Source organism: Aquitalea sp. FG25 (genome assembly GCF_057809375.1).
In genome coordinates this window covers 15,166-28,088 of the sequence record NZ_JBMDJV010000023.1, presented here as the reverse complement: position 1 = coordinate 28,088, position 12,923 = coordinate 15,166, and the positions used below count along the sequence as shown (strand labels likewise).

The 12,923-nt window shown below is 57.6% G+C and carries 13 protein-coding genes; 6 read left to right on the top strand and 7 right to left on the bottom strand.

Annotated elements, in window-relative coordinates:
- The first annotated feature begins 27 nt into the window (after positions 1-27).
- The 5 genes from ACODR9_RS18495 to ACODR9_RS18475 all read left to right on the top strand — a co-directional run bounded on the left by ACODR9_RS18495 (position 28) and on the right by ACODR9_RS18475 (position 6,488).
- Positions 28-648, top strand: coding sequence for a flavin prenyltransferase UbiX (locus ACODR9_RS18495; protein WP_488811109.1), 621 nt, complete (start codon positions 28-30; stop codon positions 646-648).
- A 3-nt stretch (positions 649-651) separates the two neighbouring features.
- The gene (locus tag ACODR9_RS18490; protein ID WP_488811107.1) at positions 652-2,115 is read left to right on the top strand and encodes an NAD(P)H-hydrate dehydratase; all 1,464 of its coding nucleotides are present in this window, start codon (positions 652-654) and stop codon (positions 2,113-2,115) included.
- A gap of 105 nt (positions 2,116-2,220) precedes the next feature.
- Positions 2,221-3,177, top strand: coding sequence for a DMT family transporter (locus ACODR9_RS18485; protein ID WP_488811105.1), 957 nt, complete (start codon positions 2,221-2,223; stop codon positions 3,175-3,177).
- Positions 3,178-3,360: 183 nt separating this feature from the next.
- Positions 3,361-4,908, top strand: a complete 1,548-nt coding sequence (locus tag ACODR9_RS18480; protein WP_488811103.1) for a sensor histidine kinase — start codon at positions 3,361-3,363, stop codon at positions 4,906-4,908.
- Positions 4,905-6,488, top strand: a complete 1,584-nt coding sequence (locus tag ACODR9_RS18475; protein WP_488811101.1) for a DUF3369 domain-containing protein — start codon at positions 4,905-4,907, stop codon at positions 6,486-6,488. Before ACODR9_RS18480 ends, ACODR9_RS18475 begins: the two co-directional genes overlap by 4 nt.
- 64 nt (positions 6,489-6,552) lie before the next feature.
- On the opposite strand, the gene trhA is transcribed toward ACODR9_RS18475, so the two are convergent.
- The 7 genes from trhA to ACODR9_RS18440 all read right to left on the bottom strand — a co-directional run bounded on the left by trhA (position 6,553) and on the right by ACODR9_RS18440 (position 11,134).
- Positions 6,553-7,170: a PAQR family membrane homeostasis protein TrhA gene (trhA, locus tag ACODR9_RS18470; RefSeq protein WP_488811099.1), complete on the bottom strand. Its 618-nt coding sequence runs from the start codon at positions 7,168-7,170 to the stop codon at positions 6,553-6,555.
- A gap of 230 nt (positions 7,171-7,400) precedes the next feature.
- Positions 7,401-8,057 carry an adenylate kinase gene (gene adk / locus ACODR9_RS18465; protein ID WP_159879236.1) on the bottom strand — a complete coding sequence of 219 codons (657 nt, stop codon included), beginning with the start codon at positions 8,055-8,057 and terminating at the stop codon, positions 7,401-7,403.
- 79 nt (positions 8,058-8,136) lie between these two features.
- Positions 8,137-8,898: a 3-deoxy-manno-octulosonate cytidylyltransferase gene (gene kdsB, locus ACODR9_RS18460; RefSeq protein WP_488811097.1), complete on the bottom strand. Its 762-nt coding sequence runs from the start codon at positions 8,896-8,898 to the stop codon at positions 8,137-8,139.
- A complete protein-coding gene (locus ACODR9_RS18455; protein WP_159879240.1) occupies positions 8,895-9,077 on the bottom strand; it encodes a Trm112 family protein in 183 nt (60 codons plus the stop codon). Before ACODR9_RS18455 ends, kdsB begins: the two co-directional genes overlap by 4 nt.
- Positions 9,067-10,098, bottom strand: a complete 1,032-nt coding sequence (lpxK, locus tag ACODR9_RS18450) for a tetraacyldisaccharide 4'-kinase (RefSeq protein ID WP_488811095.1) — start codon at positions 10,096-10,098, stop codon at positions 9,067-9,069. Before lpxK ends, ACODR9_RS18455 begins: the two co-directional genes overlap by 11 nt.
- The gene (locus tag ACODR9_RS18445) at positions 10,095-10,514 is read right to left on the bottom strand and encodes an ExbD/TolR family protein (RefSeq protein WP_488811093.1); all 420 of its coding nucleotides are present in this window, start codon (positions 10,512-10,514) and stop codon (positions 10,095-10,097) included. The genes lpxK and ACODR9_RS18445 overlap by 4 nt, the downstream gene beginning before the upstream one ends.
- A complete protein-coding gene (locus ACODR9_RS18440; protein ID WP_159879244.1) occupies positions 10,511-11,134 on the bottom strand; it encodes a MotA/TolQ/ExbB proton channel family protein in 624 nt (207 codons plus the stop codon). Before ACODR9_RS18440 ends, ACODR9_RS18445 begins: the two co-directional genes overlap by 4 nt.
- Positions 11,135-11,515: 381 nt before the next feature.
- On the opposite strand from ACODR9_RS18440, the gene xseA reads away from it, so the two are divergent.
- Positions 11,516-12,871 (top strand): exodeoxyribonuclease VII large subunit, encoded by a 1,356-nt coding sequence (gene xseA, locus ACODR9_RS18435; RefSeq protein ID WP_488811091.1) that lies wholly within the window; start codon positions 11,516-11,518, stop codon positions 12,869-12,871.
- The last annotated feature ends 52 nt before the right edge of the window (positions 12,872-12,923 follow it).

The window sequence follows — 12,923 nt, the reverse complement described above, 5'->3', positions numbered from 1 at the left end:
GCCAGCTGACAGCACATGGAAATACTGATGCAAACCCCCCAAACCGTCACCGTTGCCCTTACCGGTGCCTCTGGCCTGCCCTATGGCTTGCGCCTGATCGATCAGCTCGTCAGCGCCGGCATACGCGTCTGGGTGCTGTACTCCCAAGCCGCCCAAGTTGTCGCCAAGCAGGAAATGGACTTACACCTGCCCTCGCGCCCTGCAGAAGTTGCACAATGGCTGCAGCAACGGAGCGGAGCACAAGCCGGGCAGTTGGCCGTCTTCGGCAGGGAAGAATGGTTTGCTCCGGTAGCATCAGGTTCCAATCCGGCGGACGCCATGGTGGTTTGCCCTTGCTCAATGGGTACACTGGCAGCCATCGCCCATGGCATGAGCGACAATCTGATCGAACGTGCTGCCGATGTCAGTATCAAGGAAGGCCGCAAGCTTATTCTGGTGCCACGGGAAACCCCGCTATCGGTTATCCACCTGGAAAACATGCTGAAACTGGCACGGCTTGGTGCTGTCATCCTGCCGCCATCACCTGGTTTTTACACCCATCCAGCCAGCGTCGACGACATGGTGGACTTTGTGGTGGCACGTATCCTCGACCAGTTGCGTGTCCCACACCACCTGATGCCGCGCTGGGGAGAACCCGCCAAGGAGTAAAACATGCTGCAAGATGCATTGTGGAGTCTGCCGGCCTTGCGCCGCCTGGAGATAGAGGCCGAATTGCAGGGCCTTGACCTGATGCAGCGTGCAGCACGCGCCACAGCGGCATGGACCCGACAGCATCTGCCACCGGCTGCGCGCATTCTGGTGGCCGCTGGCCCCGGCAATAATGGCGGCGATGCCCTCTACGCGGCCTTGCTGCTGATGCAGGAGGGCTACAGCGTCGATATCCTGATGCCGCAAATGCCTGCCAGCCCACAGGCACAGCAAGCCTATCTGGCCTTGCGCAGTGCCGGTGGCATTCCCTTACAGCAGCTTGCAGCCGATGCCCCCACTCCCGCCTTGCTGATTGATGGGCTGTTTGGCATCGGTCTCAGTCGTCCGCTCGATTCCAAGTGGCTGACCCTGATTCACCAACTGGATCAACTGGATTGCCCGCGCCTGGCGCTGGACTGTCCAAGCGGCCTGAATGCCTATACCGGCCAGGTACAGCAAGCCTGTATTCACGCCACGCATACTCTGACTTTTCTCTGTTACAAACCAGGCTTGTTTTACTCGGCGGGAGTAGACCACGCCGGCCAGGTAGAACTGGCCACGCTGGACTGCCCCCCAGCCCTCCAACCTGCAGCGGAAGGCTATTTGAACCGGCAAGGCGCACAAGCATTACAACGCCGTCGCGACAGCCACAAGGGCAGTCATGGCACCGTTGCCATCATCGGTGGCAGCGAAGGCATGCTGGGTGCGGCCCTGCTGGCGGGCCGCGCAGCCTTGGCAGGTGGTGCTGGCAAAGTCCATGTACTGGCGCTAGATGGCCGCCTGGCAGCAGATACAGCCTGCCCGGAGCTGATGCTGCATGATGCACGGCAACCGCACAGCCAACCCGACTGCGATGTGCTCGCCGCCGGGCCCGGGCTGGGGCAAAGCAAGCAGGCTAGACAATGGCTGGAACATGCACTGGCATCCCCCCTGCCGCTAGTGCTGGATGCGGACGCGCTGAATATGCTGGCAAGCGATGCCCAGCTGCAGGATCTGCTGGCCATGCGCGAGGCCGATACCATCCTGACGCCACACCCTGCAGAAGCAGCACGCCTGCTAGGCCATCACACAGCTACGGTTCAGTCAGACCGTCTGGCCGCCGTACAGCAACTGGCCAGCCGCTTTGACTGCCTGGTAATCCTCAAAGGGGCGGGAACACTGATTGCGACGGCAGGCCAGCCTTATCTGCTCAATACCAGCGGTGGCCCCGCGCTCGCGGTTGCTGGTCAAGGCGACGTACTGAGCGGCCTGATTGCCGCGCTACTGGCACAGGGTATGCCTGCCATGGCGGCATGCTGCCTTGCCGTACGCGTACATGGCATGGCTGGTGATGAATACCAGCAAGAAGCAGGCGGCCCCATCGGGCTGACGGCCACAGCCACTGCCCAGCGCTGCAGCCACATCCTCAACCGCCTGCTGCACGCATAAATCCTGCCCGGCAGCAGCGTGTGCTGCCCTTTTGTCCATGGAAATACTTTTCCTGCAGAAATCCAGCCTAGGTAAAATGACCCGCTCTTCCGGAGGAAAAATCTCTTGCATCGACAGAAGAAAGCCTATGTATACGGGCTGAGTGCCGTACTTGCCTGGTCTACGGTTGCCACCGCCTTCAAAATCAGCCTGGCGCACCTGACGCCTGCTCAGCTTGTCCTATACGCCAGCCTTGCTTCTACCACCAGCCTGCTCGGCATCCTGCTCTATCAGGGACGCCTGGGCTGCCTGCTACCGGCCATGCGCCAGCACTGGCGTCGCTCACTCCTGCTGGGCGCAGTCAACCCGCTGGTCTATTACCTGCTTCTGTTCAAAGCCTATGCACTGCTTCCGGCGCAGGAGGCCCAGGCCATCAACTACACCTGGGCACTGACCATGACGCTGCTGTCGGTACCCTTGCTCAAGCACAAGCTAAGCCTGAACGATACGGCAGCCGCAGCCATCTGCTACCTGGGCGTATTGGTCATCGGCACCCATGGTCAGCTGCTCAGCCTGCATTTTTCCAGCTTGGCCGGTGTAGGCTATGCACTGGCATCCACGCTGCTGTGGGCTGCCTACTGGATCTTCAATGCCCGAGACCAGCGCGAACCGGTACTGGGGCTGACACTCAACTTTCTGCTCTCACTGCCACTAAGCCTGCTGTTCTGTGCCATGACCGGCGAACTGCATACTGTTGCATGGCAAGGACTGGCTGGTGCAGCTTATGTCGGTGCTCTGGAAATGGGCTTTACCTTTGTCTTGTGGCTCAGTGCCATGAAACTCACCACCAGTACGGCACGGATTGCTAATCTGATTTTCCTTTCTCCCCTGCTTTCGTTGGGTCTGATTCACTTTATCGTGGGGGAGCAGATACTACCGTCAACCTTACTGGGTTTGGCACTGATCCTGGGTGGGCTATTGCTGCAGAAACTCCCCAGGCTGTGGCTGGGTCGGCAGCAGCAACCGGCGGCAATCAGTCAGCAATCGGTTAGCGCCCAGCCAGGCCACAACAAAAACGGGTGATTTCCTGGCTACAATTCCAATAATGTGGTGCCAATTACAACCCTAAGCCAATAAATTATGCATTTGGCACTGGATTGCCGTGACAGCCTCACCAAAGCAATGACACCATGCCTGACAAGCAAAAGTGGCATTTCCCGGGAAGACTTCCTAGGATTAAGCAGGGTAAAAAGGATAATAAAAGCAATGAATAGCATCAAATCCAAGCTCAGGCTCTGGCTGATGATAGGGGTAACGGTGATTGTGGCCATCACCGGACTGTTGTCGTACAAGCAAAACCGCAGTCAGGACGAAGAAGACTACCAGGCTCAGCGCGCATCGCTGCAGGCGCGCCTATCGCTGTCATTGCCGCATGGTGTATGGCAGATGGATGATTCCTACACCCGCCTTACCCTGGATGCCGAGCTGGGCTGGAGCTCCGTGCTTGCCATCCGCATTACCGGTGATGCCGGGCTGAATATCGGTCGAAGCCGCAATATCGACAACGCCACATTGCGCGACATGGCACCGGCAGAAAAACCCAGCAGCGATGATGTGCTGAGCATTCCCATCATTTATCAGAACCGGGAAAAGCTTGGCACTGCCACCGTCTATCTTTCCCGTAGCCAACTGGAACACCGCCAGCGCATGCACCTGCTGGAAATCCTGGTGGAAATCCTGATCCTGGACGGTCTGATCTTCATCGTGATGACCTATAACCTGAACCGTTTTGTTTTTGATCCACTCAAGCGACTGCAGGAAGCACTGAATCAAGCTGCCAGCAGCGACGATGCAAAATCATTGCGCCTGGAGCAGCAAACCCAGGATGAGTTCGGTGCGGTTACCCACAGTTTCAACCGCATTGTCGACCGTATCTCCGCCGATCTTGCCATGCGTACCAGTGCCGAGGCGCAAGCGCGTCAGGAACGGGACAATGCTGAGCAAGCGCTGCGCCAACTGGTGCAAACCCAGCAAACCCTGGTAGAAACCGAAAAGCTGGCCTCGTTGGGCAGCCTGGTTGCTGGCGTGGCTCACGAGATCAACACCCCGGTAGGCATCACCCTGACCACGGCCTCCCACCTGGCCACCACCACCCTGCACATCACCGAAAAACTGGACAACGGCGGCGTCAAAAAGAGTGATTTCCAGGCTTATCTGGATACGGCCAAGGAATGTTGTGAACTGATCCTGTCCAATGCCGAACGCGCAGCCAACCTGATTCACAGCTTCAAACAAGTGGCAGTCGACCAGACCAGCGAACAGCGCCGTGATTTCCAGCTCAACGACTATCTCAATGAAATCGTCACCAGCCTGAAGCCGCGCTTCAAGCGTTCACAAACCAGCATTGACATCGACTGTGAAGACGACCTGCTACTGGACAGCTACCCCGGTGCCGTGTCTCAGGTGGTCACCAATCTGCTGGTCAATGCCCTGGTGCACGGCTTTGACGAAAAGCCCGGCGGCTCCATCCACATCCATGCAGAACGCTGCAGCAATAGTGAAATCCGTCTCAGCGTCAAGGATAATGGCAAGGGCATTCCCACCGAAAATCTCAACCGCGTCTTCGATCCCTTCTTTACCACCCGCCGTGGAAGCGGGGGCAGCGGGTTGGGGCTGCATATCGTGTACAACATCATCCGGCAACGGCTGGGCGGTACCATTGAAGTACATAGCGAGCCTGGCAAGGGCAGTACCTTTACCATCACCATGCCGTGTATTGCTCCGGAAATTCCGCACAAGGAGGCCAGGGAATGAGCCAGCAACAGGATAACGACGACAACTGGCTGCTGGAGGACGACCCTGCGGATCAGCAAAGCCAGCAAACACAGTACAAGCGCCCCTGGAAAATTCTGATCGTCGATGATGAACCCGATGTACACAGTGCCACGGCACTAGCCATTCGCAATATCCGCTACAAAGAGCGCGGGCTGGAACTGCTTAGTGCCTATTCGGCAGCAGAAGCACAGCAAATGCTGCACCAGCATGACCATATTGCGTTGATCCTGCTAGATGTGGTGATGGAGACCGACGACGCCGGCCTGCGACTGGTACGCCATATCCGTGAAGAAATGCCGATAGGCACCACCCGCATCGTGCTGCGTACCGGCCAACCCGGCCAGGCACCGGAGCAGGAGGTCATCCTCAATTACGATATCAACGACTACAAGACCAAGACCGAACTGACGGTCCAGAAGCTGTTCACTACCGTCATTGCCTCGCTACGCGCCTACGAAAACCTGATCACCATCGAGAAAAACCGCCAGGGACTGGCGAAGATTCTGGAAGGCGCTGCAGACCTGTACCAGATGTTTTCGCTGAAGGAATTCGCCTCCGGCGTGCTCAAGCAAATCAGCGCCATTCTGGATGTTGGTACCGACGGCATTCTTTGCGTGGAAAGTACGCCGGACATGACCGGCAGGCCGCAGCTGGAAATCCTGGCTGCAGCGGGTGCCTACGAAAGCCTGTTGGAAAAAGGCAGCCTGGACGACTACCCGGAGCTGGCCCAGGCCATTCGCCTGGCATTGCAGGAAAAACGCAATATCTACCAGCACCCCTACGATGTACTGTGCATCACCGCGCAAAATGGCAGGGAGTTTGCTGTCCACTTCACCCCACCCTGGCCGCTGGACGATGTGGAACGCAATCTGCTGGAGGTATTCTGCCAGCGCATTTCATCCGCCTATGACAATCTCTATCTCTACAACCAGCTGCGCCACTCCCAAGAAGCCACGGTAGTGGCCCTGGCCGCACTGGCAGAATACCGCGACACCGATACCGGTGCCCACGTGCAGCGCGTACAGAAACTGACGCATGCCATTGCCGGTGAAATCCGCGACAACGGCCATTATCTGGAATTACTGACTGCAGAATTCATGGACATGGTTGGCATGGCCAGCATTCTGCATGATGTAGGCAAGGTCGGCACCCCCGATCACATCCTGTTCAAACCCGGCAAACTGGATCCGGATGAACGCCGCATCATGGAACAGCATGCCAGCATCGGTGCCCACATCCTGGCCAAATCAGCCCAGATGGTAGAGGGACAAAGCTATCTGTCGCTCGGTTCTGAAATTGCTGGCGGACATCATGAACACTTCGATGGCAATGGCTATCCGCAAAAGCTGCAGGGACAGGCCATTCCCCTGTCAGCCCGGATTGTCGCCGTGGTAGATGTGTTTGATGCCCTGCTCAACAAGCGCCCTTATAAAGAGCCATGGGAGCTGTCCGAAACGCTGGACTACATCCGTAGCCGCGCCGGTAGCCAGTTCGATCCGGTGGTCGTCAACGCCTTATGTACGCTGGTTGAGGAAAACCGTTTGCCCTTCGCCTTGTAGTACCTGCCAACACAAAAAAGCCGCCCTGACAAACCGGGCGGCTTTTTCTATGCATGAACAATACTCAGGCAACGTAGAACATCACGCTGACAAACTGGCAAATACTGCCACCCAGCACAAACAGATGCCAGATACCATGGCCGTGACGGATTTTTTCGTCATTGAGAAACCAGTAGATGCCCACGCTGTAGATCAGCCCGCCCAGCGCCAGCCAGAACAAGCCACCCCATGACATCGCCGCAATCAGCGGCTGCATGGCAATCACCACCAGCCAGCCCATGACCACATACAGAATCATCGACAGCAAACGCGTCCGCCTGCCTAGCGTCAGCTCCTGGATAATGCCGAAAATGGCCAGGCCCCAGCTCAAACCGAACAGCGTCCAGCCCCAGGCTCCACGCAAGGTGACCAGACAATACGGCGTATAACTGCCCGCGATCAGCAGATAAATGGCTGAGTGATCACACTTCTGCAAAATGGCCTTGGCCCGCCCTTTTGCACTGTGATACAGGGTGGAAACCAGATACAGCAGCACCAGTGTCGTGCCATACAGGCTGAAGCTGACAATCTTCCAGGGATCGCCTTGCTCAGCTGCCACATACACCAGGCTTACCAGCCCGGTAATGGCTAGTACGGTACCAATCAAATGGGAAATGCCGTTAAAGCGCTCTCCGTAGTACATGTATTTCTCTCTTCTCACTGCGACCATATGATCTGGCAAACCGTTATCCGGTATTGCCAGACAGCTGCTTGGGCAGCACATGTGTGCAGGCAGTTCCTGCAGCGCAATAGATAGTTTGCGGCAAAATCCGACAAAACAAGTGATTGCAGCCGCCTTAGCAATAAGAAGTAGTATACAAAAACAAAGCGGGCCATAGCCCGCTTTGTCACATCGGCAGCAAAAACTGTCGCTCAGACAGCAAGTGCCTTCAAAACATTGCCTCGCACCACGTCAACCGGCTGAGTGCCGTCGATTTTGACGTATTTTGGCGCCTTGGCATCACCACTGGCAGCGCGCTGGCCATAGAAGCCAACCAGAACCTCGGTCTGCTCGTGATATACCGCCAGGCGTTTCTTCACGGTGTCTTCGTGGTCGTCATCACGCTGGATCAGGTCTTCACCGGTTTCGTCATCCTTGCCAGCCACTTTCGGCGGGTTGAAGGTAATGTGGTAAGTACGACCTGAAGCCAGATGCACACGGCGACCCGCCATGCGCTCAATGATAGCGGCATCAGGCACGTCGATTTCCACGACAAAGTCGATATCCACGCCGGCAGCGATCATGGCTTCGGCTTGGGGAATCGTGCGCGGGAAGCCATCAAACAGAAAACCCTTGGCACAGTCGTCCTGGGCAATACGTTCCTTCACCAGACCGATGATGATGTCGTCACGCACCAGACCACCTGCATCCATGATGGCTTTGGCTTCCAGACCCAGCGGTGTGCCGGCCTTGACGGCTGCACGCAGCATGTCGCCAGTGGAAATCTGCGGAATGCCGAATTCCTCGCGGATATAGTTTGCCTGGGTACCCTTGCCTGCGCCCGGAGCGCCCAACAGAATCAATCGCATAATTACTCCCGTCAGTTTGTATGTCGTTTATTGTGTTTGGTGTTCATCGACCGTCTTGCATCGCGGCCTTGCCCGGCGCTTAGCGCCCGGCCAGTACGGCACGCACCCGTTCCAGATCAGCCGGCGTATCCACGCCTGCAGCGGGTGCTTCACGCACAGTGGCCACCATAATGGGGTAGCCATGCCACAGCACGCGCAGCTGTTCCAATGCTTCGAACTGCTCCAGCGGGGCCGGGCTCAATGCGCTGTAGGTCTGCAAAAAACCTGCCTGGTAGGCATACATGCCGATGTGCCGCAGGACCGGTAGGTCAGCGGGCAACACGCTTGTATCGTGTGCAAACGCGTCACGGGCATAGGGAATGGGCGCCCGACTGAAATACAGGGCCCGCCCAGCATGGTCCAGCACTACCTTGACCACATTGGGGTTGAACATATCTTGCGCAGCATGAAACGGATGCGCCACCGTTGCCATCGGCACCTGCGTCTCGGCCATCAGCGCAGCCAGCTGATTGATCAGTACCGGGTCGATCAAGGGCTCGTCACCCTGAACGTTTACCACGATCTGCTCGGCCGGCCACTGCATCTGCTGGGCAACTTCGGCCAGGCGGTCGGTACCACTGGCGTGATCTTCTCGCGTCATCAGTGCCTGGATGCCATGTGCAGCGCAGGCCTGCAGAATATCGTGGTGATCTGTCGCCACCACCACCTGGCTTGCCAGGCTGCGAGCAGCCTGCTCGGCCACGCGCACCACCATGGGCTTGCCGGCCAGATCGGCCAGCGGCTTTCCCGGCAAACGGCTGGACGCCATGCGTGCCGGAATGACGACGGAAAAACCGTTCATTTTACTTCTTCTTCCGCAGCCAGCTCACGGGCTTCGGTTTCCAGCATCATCGGGATGCCGTCCTTGATCGGGAAAGCCAGACGGTCGCCCTTGCAGATCAACTCCTGCCGGGTCTTGTCAAATACCAGCGGGCCCTTGCACAGCGGGCACACCAGGATGTCCAGAAATTTAGCGTCCATGTCGTATCTTCAATCGGGAAAGTAGCCAGCCGGCAAGATCCGGCGTCAGCTGTGCCGCAACCGGCAGGACCCATAGTCTAGCACGCTGCGCCGCATCATGAATCACTCCCCGCAATTTCACCGCATCTTTGCTGGTGACGATGACGGGAGTGTCGCCCGGCGGTAAATCATCCGGCGTGAATGCATGGTGATCGGGGAAGGCAAGACACTGCTGCAGTACGAAACCGTGTCCCTGCAAAGTAGAAAAGAAGCGCTCCGGATGACCGATACCAGCCAGTGCAATCACCGGCTGGCCAGCAAAATCCGCCACCGCACGGGTTTGCTCCGGCTGAGCCAGCGCGTGTAAACGCTGCGCGACCAGTTGCATGTGGAAGCACGGCACCTTGTCAGGCAAACACAGTGCGCCACCATCGCCATTCACCACGATGGCATCCACCTGGGCCAGACGCGAAGCAGGTTCGCGCAGCGGACCGCCAGGGATCAGATGGCCATTACCCAGGCCACGACGCCCATCCAGCACCACCAGCTCCAGTGTGCGGGCCAGACGGTAATGCTGCAGGCCGTCATCGGTCAGAATCAATTGCAGATCAGGATACAACTTCAGCAAATGCTCCCCCGCCGCCACCCGGTCACGCCCCACCACCACAGGAGCACCACTGGCAGCCAGCAGCAAGGGTTCGTCGCCCACCACACTTGCAGAATGATCAGTCCTTACCAGCGTTGCTTGCTGATGGTTGCCGCCATAACCACGGCTGATCACCCCCACCCTGACGCCGCTGGCTTGCAGATCGGCCAGCAGGCTGAGCGTCAGCGGCGTCTTGCCAACACCACCGACATTGATATTGCCGATGACGACAACCGGAACCGACAGCGGATGACTACGCCACACGCCAAGTCGATAGCCCTGCCGCCGCAAGCAGGACAAGAGTGCAAACAGCCCTTCCAGCGGAGCCAGAAGGGCTGTCAGCCACCATGTCGGTTGATACCAGTGGCGTTCGATACGCTGGCTGATCCAACTCACGGTGTGATGTTCTGCGTGGCAAAGGTCAATTGCGTCAAACCGGCGGCACGTGCGGCTTCCATGACACTTACCACCGATTGGTGCGTCGCCTTGGCATCTGCATTCACCACCACAACCGGGTCTTTCTTGCCTGCTGCCGCATCGCGCAGCTGGGTTTGCAGCGCCGCCTTGTCACCAGCAGCCAGTTTACGTCCGTCAATTTCCATTTCACCACTGGCCGCCACCGCCACCGTAATCGGTGTCGCAACTTGCTGGCTGGTTTCTCCCTGCGCACTGGGCAGGTTGATTTTCATCTCGGCAAATTTCGAATAGGTGGTGGTGACCATCAGGAAAATCAGAATCACCAACAACAGATCGATCATGGGAATGAAGTTGATTTCCGGCTCCTCGCGCTGCCGGCCACGACGGAAATTCATGGTTGGCTACCGTTCTGGCGCTCGCCATGCACCACTTCCACCAGCTTCACCGCCTGCGCTTCCATTTCCACCAGCAAGCCATCCACACGGGCACGGAAGTGACGATAGAACATCATGCTGGGAATAGCCACGATCAGACCAAACGCTGTGTTGTAGAGGGCGATGGAAATGCCATGCGCCAGCTGCTGCGGATTGCTAGAACCACCAGGTGCCTGGGAGCCGAAAATCTCGATCATGCCGATCACAGTGCCCAGCAGGCCCAGCAAGGGAGCCATGGCCGCGATGGTACCCAGGGTATTGAGGAAACGCTCCAGATGATGCGCCACCACACGACCTTCGTCCTCGATGGCATCTTTCATCACCTCGCGGCTGCCGCTGACATTGCGCAGGCCGGCAGCAAACAGCTTGCCCAGCGGCGAATGGTTTTGCAGCAACTGCAACAATTCGGACGAGGCACCGGCACGGCGAAACTCCGCTACCGTCTGCGCCAGTAACCCTTCCGGTACGATCAGCGAGGCGCGCAAACTGAATAGACGCTCGAAGATGATGGCCAGCGAAATGACCGAGGCCAGAATGATGGTCCAGATCGGCCAACCGGCCGCTTCAACAATTGACCACACGAAACATTCTCCAAAGCTGTAGCGAAACGCTAAACTTTAGCGGTTGCCAGACTTCTCGGCAACCATGGCCCACGATCTAAGCGCGGCAAAAAATGCCATTTCGCAAGTCTGTGCAAGAATATCCGCTAAGTTTTGATTTTCTAAGGAAAATTTGATGACATCCACAGATGCTGTGGATAACTTTGTTGATAAGCTTGTGCACAGCCGGGCGAAACTTAGCTCCGAAGCCCTTTCCACCTGATTGCCCGCATTTTGCACAACTCGCTCAGGCCTTTGTTTTTTAACATAATTTTATTCAGCATATAAATACACTCTCCCGTTTTGTCTAACAATTTACCGTCGACAAAAACCGGATATTTTTCTGTGGATGACTTGACAAGCATGAATTTCAATAGCAAGGCCAATGATGTCATCAGTGTTTCTTCCCTCAACCGCATGGTGCGCGACCTGCTGGAATCTGGTTTGCCACCAATGTGGATTGGCGGGGAAATATCCAACCTGACGCTGGCAGCATCCGGCCATGCCTATTTCTCGCTCAAGGACGCGGGCGCGCAGATCCGCTGCGTCATGTTCCGCCACAAACTATCCCTGTTACCATTTCGCCTGGCAGAAGGCATGCAGGTTGAACTCAAAGGACTGGTAACACTGTACGAGGCACGCGGCGATTACCAGATCAACGTCGACACCATGCGCTCCGCCGGGCTGGGCCGCCTGTATGAAGCCTTCGAAAAACTGAAGAACAAGCTGCAGGCGGAAGGCCTGTTCGATACAGCACGCAAGCGCCCTCTCCCGCCCCACCCGGCCGCCATCGGCATCGTCACCTCCCCAGCGGCTGCCGCACTGCGCGACGTGGTCACGACACTGGGGCGACGCATGCCCAGCATTCCGGTCATTCTCTATCCCGCCCAGGTACAGGGCGAAAGCGCAGCACGCCAGATTGCTACCGCTATCGAACAGGCTTCGGCCAGGCAAGAGGTTGAAGTGCTGATCGTCTGCCGAGGCGGCGGCAGCATTGAAGACTTGTGGTCATTCAATGAGGAAATCGTTGCCCGCGCCGTGGCAGCATCTCGCATCCCCGTCGTCAGCGGTGTTGGCCACGAAACCGACTTCACCATCTGCGATTTTGTTGCCGACCAACGCGCCCCCACCCCCACGGCGGCGGCAGAGCTGGTTTCGCCCAGCCAGGAACAATTGCGACAGCAGCTGGAACAAGGTAAGCGCGGTCTGGAACGTGCACTGGGGCGACTGCTGGTTGATAAATCCCAGCGGCTGGATTATCTGGCGCGCCGGCTTAACCATCCAGGAGACACCTTGCGGCGCCAGGTTCAGAGCCTGCATCAGGCAAAGAGTCGGCTGCAGCGCGGCCTGGACAGCCTGTTTGCGCGCCGCCACTTCAGCCTGCAACTGGCAAACAGCCAGCTGCAACGCCACCAACCGCAGCTGGCACAACAGCAAGGACAACTCAGCCAGCTGGGCAGGCAGTTGCAGCGGGCCATGCGCCAGACACTGCAGCAAAGACAGCAATCCCTGCTGCACTATGGCAGCACGCTGCAGGCGATGAATCCGGAGGCGGTCCTGAGCCGGGGTTATGCCATCGTGCAGAAAAGCGATGGCCACGCGGTGAAATCGCCGCAGGAACTGCTTAATCAGGAAAGGGTGCTGTTACGCTTGGCAGAAGGTGTAACCGAGGCCGTGATTGATCATCCACAAGGGGCACAGCCCGAACTGCCCTTCTGACAGCAGGCAGCCAAACCATGGCTTGACAGAGATTGGCTTTTTGCCGAGCATA